The sequence below is a fragment of the Promicromonospora sp. NFX87 genome, from assembly GCF_048564965.1.
Taxonomy (GTDB): Bacteria; Actinomycetota; Actinomycetes; order Actinomycetales; family Cellulomonadaceae; genus Promicromonospora.
In genome coordinates, this window is the sequence record NZ_CP183413.1 from 1,496,751 (window position 1) to 1,511,411 (window position 14,661).

The 14,661-nt window shown below is 67.4% G+C and carries 16 protein-coding genes and 1 pseudogene; 6 read left to right on the forward strand and 11 right to left on the reverse strand.

Annotated features, from left to right (window positions below):
- Positions 1-3: 3 nt before the first annotated feature.
- The 3 genes from ACNYC2_RS06700 to ACNYC2_RS06710 form a co-directional block, all read right to left on the reverse strand.
- Positions 4-978: a radical SAM protein gene (locus ACNYC2_RS06700; protein WP_419706277.1), complete on the reverse strand. Its 975-nt coding sequence runs from the start codon at positions 976-978 to the stop codon at positions 4-6.
- 132 nt (positions 979-1,110) lie between these two features.
- On the reverse strand, positions 1,111-2,232 hold the full coding sequence (locus ACNYC2_RS06705) for an HAD family hydrolase (RefSeq protein WP_419706278.1): 1,122 nt from the start codon (positions 2,230-2,232) through the stop codon (positions 1,111-1,113).
- Positions 2,229-2,528, reverse strand: a complete 300-nt coding sequence (locus tag ACNYC2_RS06710) for a hypothetical protein (RefSeq protein ID WP_419706279.1) — start codon at positions 2,526-2,528, stop codon at positions 2,229-2,231. The genes ACNYC2_RS06705 and ACNYC2_RS06710 overlap by 4 nt, the downstream gene beginning before the upstream one ends.
- 162 nt (positions 2,529-2,690) lie before the next feature.
- On the opposite strand from ACNYC2_RS06710, the gene ACNYC2_RS06715 reads away from it, so the two are divergent.
- From ACNYC2_RS06715 to ACNYC2_RS06725, 3 genes are all read left to right on the forward strand, one after another.
- Complete coding sequence (locus ACNYC2_RS06715) at positions 2,691-3,191, forward strand: NUDIX domain-containing protein (protein ID WP_419706280.1); 501 nt, start codon at positions 2,691-2,693, stop codon at positions 3,189-3,191.
- The gene (locus ACNYC2_RS06720) at positions 3,188-4,399 is read left to right on the forward strand and encodes a helix-turn-helix domain-containing protein (RefSeq protein ID WP_419706281.1); all 1,212 of its coding nucleotides are present in this window, start codon (positions 3,188-3,190) and stop codon (positions 4,397-4,399) included. The genes ACNYC2_RS06715 and ACNYC2_RS06720 overlap by 4 nt, the downstream gene beginning before the upstream one ends.
- A gap of 114 nt (positions 4,400-4,513) precedes the next feature.
- The gene (locus ACNYC2_RS06725) at positions 4,514-5,011 is read left to right on the forward strand and encodes an SAM-dependent methyltransferase (RefSeq protein ID WP_419706282.1); all 498 of its coding nucleotides are present in this window, start codon (positions 4,514-4,516) and stop codon (positions 5,009-5,011) included.
- Positions 5,012-5,127: 116 nt separating this feature from the next.
- Here the strand turns inward: ACNYC2_RS06725 and ACNYC2_RS06730 are convergent, their stop codons facing one another.
- From ACNYC2_RS06730 to ACNYC2_RS06740, 3 genes are all read right to left on the reverse strand, one after another.
- Positions 5,128-5,469 carry a hypothetical protein gene (locus tag ACNYC2_RS06730; protein ID WP_419706283.1) on the reverse strand — a complete coding sequence of 114 codons (342 nt, stop codon included), beginning with the start codon at positions 5,467-5,469 and terminating at the stop codon, positions 5,128-5,130.
- Positions 5,462-5,827 (reverse strand): hypothetical protein, encoded by a 366-nt coding sequence (locus tag ACNYC2_RS06735; RefSeq protein WP_419706284.1) that lies wholly within the window; start codon positions 5,825-5,827, stop codon positions 5,462-5,464. The genes ACNYC2_RS06730 and ACNYC2_RS06735 overlap by 8 nt, the downstream gene beginning before the upstream one ends.
- A gap of 101 nt (positions 5,828-5,928) precedes the next feature.
- The gene (locus ACNYC2_RS06740; RefSeq protein WP_419706285.1) at positions 5,929-6,276 is read right to left on the reverse strand and encodes a hypothetical protein; all 348 of its coding nucleotides are present in this window, start codon (positions 6,274-6,276) and stop codon (positions 5,929-5,931) included.
- A gap of 172 nt (positions 6,277-6,448) precedes the next feature.
- Between ACNYC2_RS06740 and ACNYC2_RS06745 the strand changes: the two genes are divergently transcribed.
- Positions 6,449-7,024, forward strand: a complete 576-nt coding sequence (locus ACNYC2_RS06745) for a hypothetical protein (RefSeq protein WP_419706286.1) — start codon at positions 6,449-6,451, stop codon at positions 7,022-7,024.
- 48 nt (positions 7,025-7,072) lie between these two features.
- Here ACNYC2_RS06745 and ACNYC2_RS06750 read toward each other — a convergent pair whose 3' ends face one another.
- From ACNYC2_RS06750 to ACNYC2_RS06765, 4 genes and pseudogenes are all read right to left on the reverse strand, one after another.
- Positions 7,073-7,534 carry a hypothetical protein gene (locus ACNYC2_RS06750; RefSeq protein WP_419706287.1) on the reverse strand — a complete coding sequence of 154 codons (462 nt, stop codon included), beginning with the start codon at positions 7,532-7,534 and terminating at the stop codon, positions 7,073-7,075.
- 159 nt (positions 7,535-7,693) lie between these two features.
- Positions 7,694-8,458, reverse strand: a complete 765-nt coding sequence (locus tag ACNYC2_RS06755) for a hypothetical protein (protein WP_419706288.1) — start codon at positions 8,456-8,458, stop codon at positions 7,694-7,696.
- A 349-nt stretch (positions 8,459-8,807) separates the two neighbouring features.
- Positions 8,808-9,023: pseudogene (locus ACNYC2_RS06760) on the reverse strand (tyrosine-type recombinase/integrase); the annotation flags it as partial.
- A gap of 334 nt (positions 9,024-9,357) precedes the next feature.
- A complete protein-coding gene (locus ACNYC2_RS06765) occupies positions 9,358-11,499 on the reverse strand; it encodes a cytochrome P450 (protein ID WP_419706289.1) in 2,142 nt (713 codons plus the stop codon).
- A gap of 215 nt (positions 11,500-11,714) precedes the next feature.
- On the opposite strand from ACNYC2_RS06765, the gene ACNYC2_RS06770 reads away from it, so the two are divergent.
- On the forward strand, positions 11,715-11,885 hold the full coding sequence (locus tag ACNYC2_RS06770) for a hypothetical protein (protein WP_419706290.1): 171 nt from the start codon (positions 11,715-11,717) through the stop codon (positions 11,883-11,885).
- A 195-nt stretch (positions 11,886-12,080) separates the two neighbouring features.
- Here the strand turns inward: ACNYC2_RS06770 and ACNYC2_RS06775 are convergent, their stop codons facing one another.
- Positions 12,081-13,313 carry a cytochrome P450 gene (locus ACNYC2_RS06775; RefSeq protein ID WP_419706291.1) on the reverse strand — a complete coding sequence of 411 codons (1,233 nt, stop codon included), beginning with the start codon at positions 13,311-13,313 and terminating at the stop codon, positions 12,081-12,083.
- Between the two features lie 718 nt (positions 13,314-14,031).
- Between ACNYC2_RS06775 and ACNYC2_RS06780 the strand changes: the two genes are divergently transcribed.
- On the forward strand, positions 14,032-14,409 hold the full coding sequence (locus ACNYC2_RS06780) for a squamosa promoter-binding protein 15 (RefSeq protein WP_419706292.1): 378 nt from the start codon (positions 14,032-14,034) through the stop codon (positions 14,407-14,409).
- Positions 14,410-14,661: the final 252 nt, after the last annotated feature.

Genomic DNA, 14,661 nt, shown 5'->3' on the forward strand with positions numbered 1-14,661 from the left:
CCGCTAGCTCTTGGTTGGCCCGCACCGCCAGGGGTTGCAGGGTTCGCCGGGCTTCTTGTAGTTCGGGGAACAGGTCTTGTCGTGCGGGTTGCAGGCCTGCGGGTTGCAGGAGGGGAACATCGGGTTGCACTTCGAGTTCGGCTGGCAGTCCGGGCCGCACCCCCACGCGTGAGGTGCGGTACGGCGCTCGAACTCCGCACGGAGTTCCTGTGTCGCGCTGGAGTGCGCAGGGCCGCCCAAGATGTCTGCCAGGGTCGCGTCCTGGACGTTCCCGACGGGCATCCACCGCGTGAACACGCAGGGCCACACGGCGCCATCGGGGCCGACTGCGACGACACCATCGCCGCAGCCTCCGCACAACTCTGCGACCGAGGCGTCCCGATCGCGGATACCTCGCCCGACCTGACGCAGGTGATCGACGCCGACGTCGGTCACGCCGAGGGCCTCGAGCTCGGCGGTCGCCGTCTGCACGTTCTGGTCGTCGATCATCCCGATGATCCCCGCCCGTAGCGGGACGCCATGGGCGAGGGCCTTGGTGATGTTCGCCTTCGTGCGAGCGTGCGTGTTCCGCTTCGTGATCAGAAGATGCTGAGTCGGGTCGTTCGAGTACCAGGAGCACGCCAGCCGGACACCAGGGCGAGAGAACGCGTCCCACATGCGCGCCGAGACGTGGACGAGGTTGGAGAAGACTTCCACCTCGAGTCCTTTGTCCAAGGTGTACTCGACCAGCAGTGCCAGGTCAGGATGGAGCGTGGGTTCGCCGCCGATGAACTGCACCATCTGCACGCCGAGGTCGGCACACTGGTCGATCACGCGCTGCCAGTCGACAGTTCCCATTACGCCGTGAGTCCCGCTCGGGCCCGACTCGGCGTAACAGTGAATGCACTCCAGCTGGCACTTGCCGGTGATCTCCAGCCATACGAACGTCAGGTTCGCTTCTCGAATGGTGTCGGACGGGGTCTCAGTTGTTGCGGTCATGTGTTCCTCCAGGTTCGGATCGGTGGTGCCTGGGGGTGCCCGCCGGGAGCGGGGGGCTTGCGGCCGGGCGTCGTTTGCGGGGATCTGGGCCCGCGCCCGGCCGCAAGATGGGGTGGCCAGGAGGCCGACTGGTTAGAAGCTGGTGAGGGGAAGCTCGAATCCAGCCGGGCCGGGACCGGTCACGCTGCGCCATTGCGCGCGGCGGCGGCCCTCGTCCCCGCGCGGGTACGGGAGGCCAGCCTCCGACGCGGCGGCCTCGATGGCGCGCATCGTGGTGCCGACGCCGGACGGGATCGGTGCGTGCCTGACCCAGTGGCCGGTCCGAAGTGTCCATGCTTCGCAGCGGGACAGGTCCGGTCCGATGCCGTGCCACACGCGCAGAACGACGGGGTCGGTCGCGCTTGCTTCGGCGGTGGCGATCTGTGCGGCCAACGGTGAGAGTGAACGATCGACGTCCGGGACCAGAGACCGCAGTACTGCCAGGGCCCCGGCCTGGTCGATGGTGCCGGTGGTCTCGTCGGCGGCGCTGCGCACGATCGCGGGCGCGTGCCCCATCGCGACCGAGCGCCCGGCCCACGCAAGCATCGCCAGATCGTTGACACCGTCCCCGACCGCAACGGTGCGCTCAGAGGGGATGTTCAGGTGCTTGCGCACGCCGTCGAGTGCGACCGCCTTGTTCACGTCCTGTGCTGCGACGTCGAGCCAGTCCGGACTCATCGGTGTGACGGTGACGCCGGTGGCGTGTAGCGCATCGGTGAGCCGGCGGATCTCTGGCGCGACGAGGACGATCCGGGTGGCGGGTTGGGTCACCAGGTCGTCGACCGTGACGAGCTTCTGCTGCCCGTTGAGCTCTCCCGGCTGGAACGGATGATTCGTGCGCCAGCCCCAGCCAACTTCTTCGACGGCGATCCGCGCCACCGGAACGGTCTCCAGGGCCCGGCGGATCACCGGTCGTGGGTCGAACATCCGGGCGTCAACGACGTCATACCCGGAGGGCGCGGAGGGGTCCAGGCGTACGGTCAGGGCGCCGTTCGAACACACGCCCCATCCATTGATGAGTCCCAGTCGGACCGCGATCGGTAGCAACCCGACCAGTGATCGCCCGGTGGCAAGCACGATCTCGTGCCCAGCAGCCCGAGCCAGGTCCAGGGTTTCGACCGTTCCGGACGGAATTTTGTTCTCGCCGTCCACGAGCGTCCCGTCGATATCGAGCGCGACGAGGGTTCGTGTGGCCGTCGTGGTTGCGGCGTTCATCGGGCTGCCACCTGACGCAGCACCGATCGAACCTGGACCTCCAGATCATCACGTTCGCCGCACCACAGCGTGTGGCCCGGTACGAACATTCGGTGATCCAGAGGCTGGTCCAACCCCAGCGATCGGGCGATCGCCTCGCCGTCGGCCAGATGGCTCGGTTGCAGGCACATGCGGTCTCGGGTCATGGTCACCACCTCGATCCGATGCGGACCGACCTCGCTGACGGCGATCCTCGCGTGCTCGAGGGCGCGGAGCAGATCGTCATCATGTTTGGTGCTTCGGGGTGTGGTTCGCATGGTCGGCCCCTCCTGCGGATTCCTCGTGAACCCGCAGTCCGAGCCTCCGCCCGCACCAGGACCAAAACCACGGCCACCCGGGCAGGATCGGGTCGGTCGAGACAGGTGAACCCTGCCTCGCAGGCATGGTTCAGGCATGGGCGCGGCGGATATGGTCGAACAGTGAAACTGCTGCCCTTCAACGAGTACATCGCGTCGCTCCCGCGCAAGCGCATGTCAGCCGGCGTCCTGCTGTACGACGACGCGGGGCGGGTCGTGCTCGTCGAGCCGTCGTACAAGGCGGAATGGGATGTCCCCGGCGGCGTCGTCGACGACGGTGAATCGCCGTGGCAGGCTGCCGCGCGCGAGCTGGCAGAGGAGCTCGGCTTGGTCCGCGAGCGAATGCGTCCCCTGGTCATCGATCACGAGGCCGTTGCGGACGACGGGATGCCCGAGGGCATTGCCTGGATCTTCGACGGCGGCCCGATCAGCGAACAGGAACTGGCCGCGCTTCCTCTCGACGACCCGGAGATCGTCTCCGTCGGCCTGTACCGGCTGGACGAGGTCAGCGGCAAGACGACCGGCCCGCTTGCCCGCCGTCTTGCCGCCGCGCTGGTCGCCGTGCGGGACTATTCCGGGCCGGTGCTGTGCGACGACGGGATACCCACCTACGGGGCGCCATGACGGATCTGGCGGAGAACCTCGCGCGGCTACGCAAGGCCAACGACCTGTCACAAGAGGCACTCGCCGAACGTGCCGGAGTCGGCATCGACACGGTGGCCCGCATCGAACGCGGGACCCGGACGACCTGTCGACCGGCCACACTCCACCGCCTGGCCACGGCCCTCGCGGTCCCCGTCCAGACGCTCCTGGCCGGCGACAGTCGCGAACCTCCCGCGCTGGCGACACGCGGACAGATGGTCTGGCTGCGACAGGCAGTGACGAGCGGCGGCCCGGTTCCCGGGCTCTCCGACTTCGCGGAGAACGCCGAGACCGTGTCATTGATCGAGGCCGAGCGCCAGACGACCGCGGTGTGGCGACTCTATGTCGGCGGGCGTCACACCGAGCTGCTGACATTGCTTCCCGCTGTGCTCGCTGACGCCCGGCGGCTGGTCGAGACAAGCAACGACGACGATGCCGCTGCCGGACGGCGGTTGCTGGCCACCACCTACCGGATCGCAGCCGGAATCGCCGGCCGCCTGGGCCAGGACGACCTGGCATGGACCGCAGCCGAGCGCGCACTTGAGGTCGCCCGCGGTTCCGACGACCCTGAGCTTCAGCAGGCTGTCGCCCTGCGCTATCTCGCCTGGACACTGGTCCGACAAGGTCGCGAGATCGAAGCCGAGCGAGTCGCAACTACCGCCGCCGAGTCCATTCAGCCGACGATGCTCGACGCGGACCCCGTCCGGATCGCCGTGTTCGGAAACTTGCTGTTCAACGCCGCCACCGCAGCCGTCAAGATCGGTGCGGTGCAGCGAGCGGCCGACCTGCTGGCCGAAGCGCGGTCAGCGGCTGCGAGGACGCTGACCAGCGTCGTGACCGAAGCGGCGATCTTCAGTCCGCGAGCAGTAGCGTTTCAGGAGGTCGAGAACCTGTCACGGAGCGACGACCCCGAGACCGCGCTACACCGCGCCGCGACCTTGCCGGCTCTGCCTGGTCAGTTGCCCGCCTTCTGGGAAGCCGGCCACGCGCTGCACATCGCTTCCGTTTCGATCAAGACCAGGCGGTACGACGAAGCACTCCACCACCTCGATCAGGCCTATCGTCTCGCCCCGGACTGGGCAACGAGTCAACCACTCGGCGCTGCGACCATGCGCGCCCTGCTCGACCGAGCCACCAGACGACGCGGACCCCACTTCGCCGCACTCGCCAACGCCTACTGCGCGCCGTAGAGCGAGGAGTTCTTCCGCACTCGCGGCCTACAAGGCGAGCAGTTCGGACGCGGCTGTCCTCGACCAGTGCGCCGGTGCCTCTCTCGCTGCCACGAACCGACCTATGGAGGAACCTTGACCGACCCCATCGTGATGACCCCAGTCGCACACGTCGTCGGCGGGCGCACCGAGCCGACCGACGACTACTGGGGCGGCACTCGCTCGATCATCCGGATCGACCCGGACGCTTACACCGAGGCGTCGGTTGCCGGGCTCGACGAGTTCTCACACCTCGAGGTCGCGTTCTTCTTCCACCTGACCGACCAGTCCGACCTCGATCCCGGAGCGCGTCGCCCGCGCAACAACCCGGACTGGCCGGAGGTCGGGATCTTCGGACACCGCAACATGCGCCGGAAGAACTGGATCGGCGTCTCGCGCTGCCGACTCACTTCCGTCGACGGCCTGGACCTGCATGTCGAAGACCTCGACGCGGTCGACGGGACGCCCGTGCTCGACATCAAGCCATGGTTCGCGGAGATGGGACCGCGCGGCGAGGCTCACCAGCCGCCGTGGGCTACCGAGATGCTCAGCGGCTACTTCGCCCCGGCGCGGGGCGAACAGCTTCACCCCTGACTCTGGACGGTGGTCGGTAGGTCACGATGCTGACATGACACGCAGCCCTATCGCTGGCGGATCGTACGCGCGGCGCCGTCGCGACAAGCGTGCTGCACCCAAGACGGGGATAGTGGCTACGGGACTGTCGCGGGCTGCACGGTTGTAGCGTCGGCTCCCGTAGCGCGAGCCTTGCGGAACACGAGAGCGCCACTTACTGCGTCGGCGCCCATGAGGACGCTGCCTTCCCATGTGTGCCCGTTTGCCAGGAGGTAGATGGTGATAACCATCGCTCCGATGGCGATAACCGAACCGGTGAGGTGGCCGCACCACTTCATCAGGGTGTCCTGCTTCCGCCGCCAGCGCTCGTCTTTGATCTCGTCGTCGATGAATTTGCGCGTTGCGTCGCCCACGGAATCATAGAGTTCGACCGCCTGGGCGAACGCAGTAACAGGTGGGGCTGTGGCGCCCTCAGCCATGGCTTGTCCGTGCAGCTCGGTGGATCGTTGCCGCTACACGCTCCATGGCGCGCTCAAGATCAGACGTCATCGGCTTCTCTGGCATTCGCGGGAAGAGACCGAATGTACCCGACAGCCCGCTGAGAAATGCCGCCCAGCGTCCCGGCGTCTCGGAACGAGGCACGTCGGCCATGAGCGAGACCTCCGGTCGGTTCGGCACCTTCGCCTGAGTGTCCGACTCTCCCACAGCATCAGGCATGGACGGTACCCCCTGCGCCATGGTGAGTGTGAAGAAAAGCCGGTTTGGCACGCGGCTCACCGTGACGTTCTGGCCCATGGAGAGCTCGGCGTACTCGGGGAGTTGGCCAAGATGCAGCATGTGGCCTGTGGACGTATCCGCTGGTGCCAGTTCAGCGACCTGAGGGGACGTGGCCGCTGCGAACACTGCACCGACCACAATGGCGGTGCCCGCTCCTAGGTTCACGGCTCGGTACCCCGTGTGGCTTCATCCATGCCCTGGAGCTGCCCGTTCAGCAGGTCCCTTAGTTCCCGAGCACGTGACAGCGGAACTACCAGCGTCGCCACAGGTTCGATGTCAACCTGCAGACCAGTCGCCGTGAGTGCCCTTGCGGTCGCTTCGTCGGTGATGATTGGCGGAGGCGCGAGGCCAGCGATCACGTAGATGACCTCCTCCTGACCACCAGGTGTCGGAAAACCGGGCGTGACAGCGAACATGTTGGCGTATTGCGCGCCTACGGACGCCTGCTTCGGCCATTGCATCCGGATCTGGAGGCCGATCGATTCGGTCTGATGTGATTCGGACGACATGTAGTGGAGCGTAGCGGTCACGTCTCGACCGCGGTTATCCGACTGGGTGATGTACTGGGTGAACCCTGCCGGGCCGCTTGGCCCCTTGTGAGAGACATCCGAGGGTGATCTGGCAACCCAGCCCTGAGTGTCTACAGGACCCCCTGTCGATGGGCCCTGTAGACCCGACGGCATGGACAATCTGATACCACTCCTGAGTACCGCTGTTGGTGCCCTCGCGGCCGTGGGCGGTACGTTCCTGACCGGCGCCCACGAGCGCCGAAGGGACGCACTCAGCGCTCAGCGGGAGCGAGACGCCCGGCAGCAGGATGATTCGCGCGAGAGAGAAGCGCGCCGAAGGGACTTCCAACTCAGGACGCTGCTGGAGCTGCAAGACGGGGTGCAACGTCTGGGCCGCCTCACGAGCATGGTGCTTCAGTTCGACCTTCGTCAGGCGCGCGAAGGTCAGTACACCCTGATCCCGGATGATCTATCCGACGAGTTGCAGACGAGAGGCATCGAGGTGAACCGACTCTGCACGAGAGTCCTCGACCACGACGTTCGCCGGGCTGTGGAGGGGGCCAAGGACCGGCTCGCCAAACTCGGCGTGGCCGTAATGCGATACCGCCAGATGGGACCAGGCTCCGAACTCGAAGCAGCGTGGGCCGGCGACATGAACAGTCTGGGAGATGTGATGGACGGGGCCATGGAGCTGATGGGTGTGGCGATCCGTCATGAGCTGGAGAGCGGTGCCGTGCCGCCCTCGTGAGTCGTGGCGTAAAGACGGGTCGCCCGCTTCCTCTGGTCGCATCACTGGTCAGCCGTTGGACAGCCGGTCTCGCACCGCCCGTCGGAGACTTACCTCGGCTGCCTCAACGCCCTCGTCTGTGGCGTGGGCGGCTTCCTTCGTCGTCGAGTCCCATTTCCAGACGTGGGTGTGCAGCACGTCCCGTAATTGCACGTCGACCGCGTACACGTCATCCGGCACTTCCAGCCCCAGGTCGGCGAGGGCGTCTTCGACCAGCTTGTCACGCGCCCGGTCCTCGGGATAGATGTCGCCGTACCGCATGCCGCTGCACTTCTCCTCGTGGTTCTTCGAGAAGTCGTATCCTCTCCGCGTCGCAGCAAGGAAGGTCTGGCAGGCGCGCTTTGCGCGACTCATGGCGCAACTCGACCCGGCCAAACGCTCGGCGCTCGGCGCCTCGCGATTGGCCGCGCGGGTGACGCGCGCTGCCAGGAGCCAGGAAACCAAGCCCGCAGCCGGAGCACTGGCGCTCACGCCGACGAGTTGGCTCTCCTACCAGTGCGCAGGCTGTTCGTCAGCAGTGGCGGCCGTGGTGGTGGCGATGACGGTAAGCGCGCCGAGCATCCTGCCGCTACCGGCACGCCGCTGTACAACAAAATGCTGGCCGATGAGCGTGGACCGGGCCGCTGGTGCTCACTCAATCTGCCGTGTCCCGTCGGGCAGGTTGACGAGGAAATACTTGTGTGTGACGGCCTCCAGCGCGGTTCCGCCGTCGCGAACGGTTCCCCTTACCCACACTGCGCCGCCTTGCGACTGCGCAGGCTCGTCGAGCTTGATGGAAAGGGCCGCTTCGAGTTTCGTCGGGCTGACTGCGGCAGCAGGTAACCAACCATCGATATGGGGGAGCCAGGACTGAAAGTCGAGGGCGAAACTAACGAAGTGGTTTGGCTCGCCCTCGTCTGATGCCCAGGGGTCCTCAAGTTCGAAGTCGGTGATCCGGCTTCCGACGAAAATGTCAGTTGAGCGGAGGAAGTACCAGACGGTATCGACGAAGCTTCTACATGTCTCGATCGCTGGTGCTCCACGGTCCTGGTGCTCGACGGAGTTTCGGATGTCCTTGAGCTGACGAAGTGCCGATGGGCGTACGAGCCCGAGCTGAGTAAGGATCGCGAGCGTGTCAGGTCGCCCAGGCCAGGCGGCTGCACGCGAGAGCTGGCGTAGGCGGTACTCGTCGTTCAGGAGCCGCACCCGTGCGTCAACCGCGTTCCATAGTTTCTGCACCACGGTGCCTCGCGTGATCTCGTTCTGGTTCTTGCTGCGGGACAGCTCGTCCGCCAAGTGCCAGTGCTGGTAGGCACGGCCGGCCAGCGCCGGGTCTACTTGACTCGATCCGAAGCCACAGTCTTCCCAATCTCGCCAGCATGGGACTATCCACAGCACCTCTTCCGCGTCTTCCACGGTGGCATTGAAGCAGACACCGCGCGCGCCGTCTGTGTGGTTGAGCTGCCCGAGGTGTCGCCGGTCAGCAGTCACCGTGAGGTCTGGTGTAGGCGTCCTGTGCTAGTGACTGCACGTGCCTCGGTGGGCCGGGTGTCCAACCCGCTGCTTCTCCGCACCGGTTACCACGCCAGTCCGCAGCCAGTCCGCAGATAGTCCGCAAGAGCCCCACCAAAGCGCCGTCGGACCCCAAAGCCGCCAACGCTAGTGAGCCGCAGAATTCCAACGTTCTTGGCCGGTCCCACCGGGTACCCCGACAGGCCGTAAAGCCTGCCGGGGAAACCCGGCGTACAGACCGACTCGTCCGCTTTTAAGGCCCTGACCTGCATCGGAGCACCAGTCGGAGGCTTCCAGGCGCGAGATCACGTTCGCAGTTGCGCCATGGTCGCCTGGCCTGAAGGCCGTGGTGATACCAGTAGGTGTCCAGGGTCTCACTCGCGTCCTTGTGGCCCAGTCGTACCTGAACCGCCTTGACGGACGCGCCGTGGCGGATGCGCGGGCTCGCGTAGTAGTGACGCAGATCGTGGAAGTCGACTGGATGTCCTCGGAGTCGATCGGGGCTAGCGGCAGGTGTCCCAACCGTGGGTAGGTTCGGATCTCAAGAACCACGTCGACCTGGTCCTCTGTGTTGCCGCGATGGACCTGGAGCGTTCGCCAGTGCTCGGCGTGCTCCTTGAACGTGATCTTGCCGGCGTCCGGGTCGACGGGTCGCCGTCTCCGGACCGCCAGGACGACGGTCGCCGCGAGTTCCGGTCCAGCACCTCGCTCGGGCCGACCGGAATGCTGACGATCGTCTCGGGCGCGCTTCCCGGGGCCAGCATTGTCGCTGGCCCCGCCGGCCTTTCGTCGACGAGGAGTCGCTACCTCGCGTTGCCAAGGGTGATCCGGCGCCGCAGAGCCTGGGCTAGTGGTGCTTCCCACACGTCGGTGCCCTCCGTCGGATCGGGACCGTCGTTCGGAAGCCGGGCCATCGTCTGCTTGGTGACGCGGATGGCTTCTCGGTCGCGCCGGGCGATGCGCCGGGCCAGGCGCTTGGCCTCGGCCCACACGTTCTCGGTCGGGACGACGGATTGCACGAGCCCACCCTCCAGCGCCTCCTGGGCGTTGATGGCATCGCCGAGCAGCAGCATCGCGCGGGTCCAGCCGGAACCGATCTCGGCGACCAGGCGGTCCAGCACCTCGCTCGGACCCACCGGGATGCTGACGACCGTCTCGGGCGCGCGGAACCGTGCGTCCTCGGCGGCCACGCGCAGGTCGCTCGCGACCGCCAGCCCGAGCCCTGTTCCGGCGACGTTGCCGTGCAGCGCCGCGACTGTCACCGCCGGGCAGGTGCGCCAGGCGCGCAGCACCTCGTCGCCGAGCTCGACGAGGTTCCGGTAGCCGTCGGGGTCGTTGGTGGCGAGCTGGCCGAGCTCGTCCAGGTCGCCGCCTATGCAGAAGTGGCGCCCTTCGGCGCGCAGCACGATGGCGGCGATGTCGTCGGGCAGCGTCGTGAGCACGTCGCCCAGGGCGGTCAGCGTCGCTCGGTCGAGCCGGTTGTCGCCGTCGGGCCGCGTGAGGGTCACCACCAGCACGGCGTCCTCGCGGTTGACCACGACGGGTCCGGCGGCGGACGCGCTCTCACCAGCGGCCACCGCCGCACCAGCACCCACCGCCGCACCAGCACCCACCGCCGCACCAGCACCCACCGCCGCACCAGCACCCGCGGTCGCGGCTGGACGGGGTCGCCGCCGTACCGGCACCGAACGCGTTCCGCGGAAGGCGAGGGTCTCGTCGTAGCCCACTGGCCCGGCGAACTCGAGATCGAACCGCTGCAGCACCTCGGGGAACAGTGTGGTCGCTTCCAGACGGGCCAGCGGCGCGCCTAGGCAGTAGTGCATGCCCACGCCGAAGGCGAGGTTGCGGCGGGGCGGGCGCGAGAGGTTCAGGTCGTGCGGCGAGTCGTAGGCGTCGGGGTCGTGGTTGGCCGCGGCGACCACGGCGTGCACGATCTGCCCGGCTGTCACCGGGATGCCGCCCGGCAGCTCCGTGTCCTGCGCTGCGTACCGGGTCATGAGCTGTACGGGCGATACGAAGCGGACCAGCTCCTCGACGGCGCCGTGTACGGCTTCCGGGTGCTCGAGCATCCACGTGGCCTGGTCGGGCCGGCGCAGGAGCTGCACCATGCCGTCGGACAGCAGGGACGTCGTCGTCTCGAGGCCCGCCTCGATCATGACGTTGAGCTGGGAGCCGGCCACCGCGCGCACCGCGGGGTCGGTCTCTGTGTCGAGCCACTCTCCCAGCGGGGAGTCCTCCGTGAGCCGGGGTCTGGGCTGGGCTACGAGCTGTTCCCAGTACGCGTTCCACAGCTTGCCCGCGCGGTCGGCCTGCGCCATCCGCGCCTTGCTCGGCGCGAGGTCGTGCACGTTCGAGAGCATGCGGCTCATCTCGCACAGCAGCGGGATGTCCTCGCGCGGCAGCCCGAGAACGATGCAGAGCACCGCCATGGGCAGCCGGTCGCCGACCAGGGCCCCGAAGTCCGCCTCGCCGTCGGCGCGCAGCACCGCATCGAACCGGTCGAGGTACTCGTGGACGGTCTGGACGATCTGCGGTGTGAGGTCAGCGACCGACTGCGGCGAGACGAACGAGCCAAGGCTGCGGCGCAGCCCGGCGTGCCCGGGCGGGTTGGTGCCGAGCGCGGAGTCGTGCAGGAACTTCAGGCCCGGGTGCCGCACCCACGTCGGCTGGCGCGCGGTGCGCCAGGCGGCGTCCACGGTGCGCCAGCCGGATCCGCTGAGCACCTCGTGGCTCGCGCCGTGCGAGGTGACCATCCAGGCTCCCCACGGCATGCGTACCGCCGGGCCCATGGCCCGCAGCTCGTCGTAGACGGCGTGGGGGTCGGCGCGCCCTTCGGGCGTGCTCAGGTGCCGGATCAGCTTGGTCACGCGGCGGCGGGACTCGCGGTCCGAACTGGCTGCGACGGCGTCTGTCGTCTTCCGGGATCTACCGGTGTGGTCAGGCACTGGGGCTCCTTCTTCAGCCAAGACACCATCTCGTCTGCCGACGGACAACGTTCAACATAACGTGCATACCGGGCAGAACATCCAGCCCTTGCGGGTCGCAATGTAACCATTGCGTAAAGAAGTGACTACGAGCCAGCCATGTGACGGTGCGGGTAGTCTTGTGCGCCGTTGGCGCAACCTGGCAGCCTCGGCAACCGCCTGCCACGCCGACCCCGGTGTCGAAGACCCCCTGTCGGTTCGTCACGAACGACGCCGTCATTGCCGGGTCGGTCGGCGGAGAGGTGCGACGCCTCGGGGAGGCTGCCGTGGACGAGGTCGAGTCCTGGGTGCGCACCGGGACGTTCCGTACGCCGGTGCACCCGGAGACCCTCGCCATCACGGCCTGAGTCCCCCAGCCGCTGGTGCTCGTCCCGAGCATCGGTAGATCGAGGCGCCAACATTCTCGACGAGGCACGCTGGAACCTCGAGTTCATGCATCAAGATGCAGGTCCCCGACGGCGAACCTCGCGCGGGCATGGCGCACGAAGACTTGCGTGAACGGCAAGGCGCACGTCAGTGCCGTCTGACGCTCCAGGGGCAGGTCAGACGCGGGCAGGCGTGCGGGCGGCCTGGTGCTCGGGAGTGAACGTCACCGGCAGCGTGGACGGGTAGCGCGACCACGGCGATGGCGCCCACTTCACCACCGGGTCTGTGAGCCTCAGGTCGAGCCGCTCCATCAGGCTCTCCACCGCGATCTTGACCACGAGCCGCCCGGGGCGCTTGGCGGGGCACGCGTGCGGCCCGACGCCGAAGGACAGGTGCGACCGGTTGTTCGCCTCGAAGAGGTCGTCCGCGGTGCGTACCCGCGGGTCGTTGTTCGCGGCGGCCACGCCCATCACTATCGCGTCGCCGGCGCGGATCCGCGCCGTGCCGAGGGTGCAGTCGGTCACGGCGTACCGGGCGGGCAGGTTCGCGACGGGCGGCTCGCTCCACAGCGTCTCGTCCATCGCGTCGTCGAGGCCGCGGCGCACGCCGGTGACGCGGCCGGTGTACCGGGGGTCGGTGAGCATGCGGCGCAGCGTGGCCGCGATCCAGGTGATGAGCATCTCGTTGGCCGCGCAGATCGAGATCACCATGGAGTGCACGATCTCGGTGTCGTCCTCGAAACTCGGGTGCTTGATGAAGCTTGTGGTCAGGTTCGGGCCTGGCTCCGCCCGGGTCGCGATGACGTGGTCCATCACGATCTGGTCCATCCGGACCAGGGCTGACACGGGATCGCCGCCGTGCCCGAAGATCTCGCTCGCGCAGTGCAACAGGTCGACCCCCTGCCGCTCGTCGAACCCGAACATGCCCGACACCGCCAGGAACGACACCGCCGCCGCATACTCGCCCATCAGGTCCGCACTGCCCTTGGCGGCGAACGAGTCGATGAGTCGGGCGCAGACGACGCGCACGAGCGCTGCCGTCCGGACCTCGTCCATGTCGGCGAACGCCTCGTCCACCGGGAGCCGCAGCCGCCGGTGCTCCGCGCCGTCCGAGAAGTACAGGTTCCGCCGTCCGGTCGGGGACAGGATGGCGTGCAGGGTCGACTGCGGTGGTAGCTGCTCTCTCCAGTGCCGTGGGTTCCGGGCGAAGACGCTCTCCGTGCGCATCACCTCCATGACCTCGGCGTGCCCCAGCACGAGCCAGCCCGGCACGCCTGGCTCCAGGTCCACGGGGGCCACCGGCCCCCACTGGTCCTGCAGCTTGCGCAGTGCCGCAGTCATGTCCTCTGCACCGGTCAGGTCCACCAGCGCGACCCGGCCCCCGCTCCGCTGCGGCTCCAGGTCAGACATGCCCCTCCACCCATCGATATTCATCGAATCATCCATCGAAGTATGGGGCGACCTGCGTAGACGCCCGATCGTGGGTTTCTATCACGGGCAGCAGAGAACACGAAACACGCGGCGTTCTTCCCCACGGCGGCCAGGTCCGGGCTCATCGCCGTCGCGAACGCCAGCACCCGGAACGCCTCTCGCGAGACCCGCGCTCTGCTCATGACGGCTCAGGGCCGGCTCGACCCCATCCTTGCCACCGTGACTCCCCTGTACTGACCCGGCAGTCACCCCATTCAGCCAGCACCGGCCAACGCGGAAACCGCTAGACTCCAACGTTTCCAACGAGGCCGATGCTGGCCTTTCCCCAGGCACGACTTCGAGCTCTACTGCAACCCGTGCGGCGGTGATCGCCGCCCACGCTAATTGGCCCCGCTGCACGCGTCTGGTAGCAGACCCTGGTAGGGGGAAAGGCTCACCATCGTGTGCGCCGTGCGACACTGGCCGGCACCCGGGCGCCACATCGACGATGCGAGCACCGAGCCTAGGGTGCAGCCTGGGTCGATCGCTTCAACCTGGGGGTAGGACTGCCAGTCGCTGCGTAGCCAGGAGGTGCCGTAGGTCTCGCTGAGTTGACGAAGACGCGATAGGTACCGTCGTGTAGGCGCTGAGCACCGCTCATTGGTGACCTGCTGTCCGCTCCGGTAGAACGCTCGCTATGAGTTGGGTGGCGAACGTCATGATCTCGGTCGACATGGACGACAACGAGAACGCGGAGGCGCTGAGCGAGTGGCTGCGGACGGAAGCTCCCCTCCGGTCGCGTCCTGAGCGTGGCGGAGTGGGCTACCTGAGCTTGCTCACAAGCGCGGAGGACAGCCGATGGGGCGGGTGGAAGGCGCCCGAGTGCGAGGTGTGGGCGGGTGCGCTGAACCATGCTGACCTTGATGCTGTCCGGCAGCGCTTCTTCGAGATGCCGTGGCGCGAGCCGAACGCGGCGCAACTGTTCGTGATGGACCAGGAAGAGGGCTTCCGGCTGTGGATGATCCGCGGCGCCGAGCTTCGGCAGTTCGCGCCGCTCGTACCGAGCGAGGACGACGAGGTCTTCTATCGGGAGTGAAGAGCCAAGCGCAAGGCGGTTCACACCCGGACGGCGGCGAGCCTGCACGCGGTCCGATTGAAGAGCCGCTCGGTACACATCGGGTACACATGAGCGCTGTCTGAGCCCATGCGACGCCACCTCCACCAACGCGCCCCGGACCCGGCAGAACAGCGAAGTTCCAACGATCTCGCGGTGCCCAACCAACTTGTCGGACACCGCGAGACATACCGCCACACCCTCCGGGAGAACCCGGCGTACAGGCCGGCTCGT

What these genes read in the sequence shown, in the direction of transcription:
- ACNYC2_RS06720 (WP_419706281.1), top strand. Translation starts at nt 3,188, where the DNA reads ATGACGGATCTGGCGGAGAACCTCGCGCGGCTACGCAAGGCCAACGAC.
- ACNYC2_RS06730 (WP_419706283.1), bottom strand. Translation starts at nt 5,469, where the DNA reads ATGGCTGAGGGCGCCACAGCCCCACCTGTTACTGCGTTCGCCCAGGCG.
- ACNYC2_RS06740 (WP_419706285.1), bottom strand. Translation starts at nt 6,276, where the DNA reads ATGTCGTCCGAATCACATCAGACCGAATCGATCGGCCTCCAGATCCGG.
- ACNYC2_RS06745 (WP_419706286.1), top strand. Translation starts at nt 6,449, where the DNA reads ATGGACAATCTGATACCACTCCTGAGTACCGCTGTTGGTGCCCTCGCG.
- ACNYC2_RS06700 (WP_419706277.1), bottom strand. Translation starts at nt 978, where the DNA reads ATGACCGCAACAACTGAGACCCCGTCCGACACCATTCGAGAAGCGAAC.
- ACNYC2_RS06735 (WP_419706284.1), bottom strand. Translation starts at nt 5,827, where the DNA reads ATGCTGCATCTTGGCCAACTCCCCGAGTACGCCGAGCTCTCCATGGGC.
- ACNYC2_RS06705 (WP_419706278.1), bottom strand. Translation starts at nt 2,232, where the DNA reads ATGAACGCCGCAACCACGACGGCCACACGAACCCTCGTCGCGCTCGAT.
- ACNYC2_RS06775 (WP_419706291.1), bottom strand. Translation starts at nt 13,313, where the DNA reads ATGTCTGACCTGGAGCCGCAGCGGAGCGGGGGCCGGGTCGCGCTGGTG.
- ACNYC2_RS06710 (WP_419706279.1), bottom strand. Translation starts at nt 2,528, where the DNA reads ATGCGAACCACACCCCGAAGCACCAAACATGATGACGATCTGCTCCGC.
- ACNYC2_RS06780 (WP_419706292.1), top strand. Translation starts at nt 14,032, where the DNA reads ATGATCTCGGTCGACATGGACGACAACGAGAACGCGGAGGCGCTGAGC.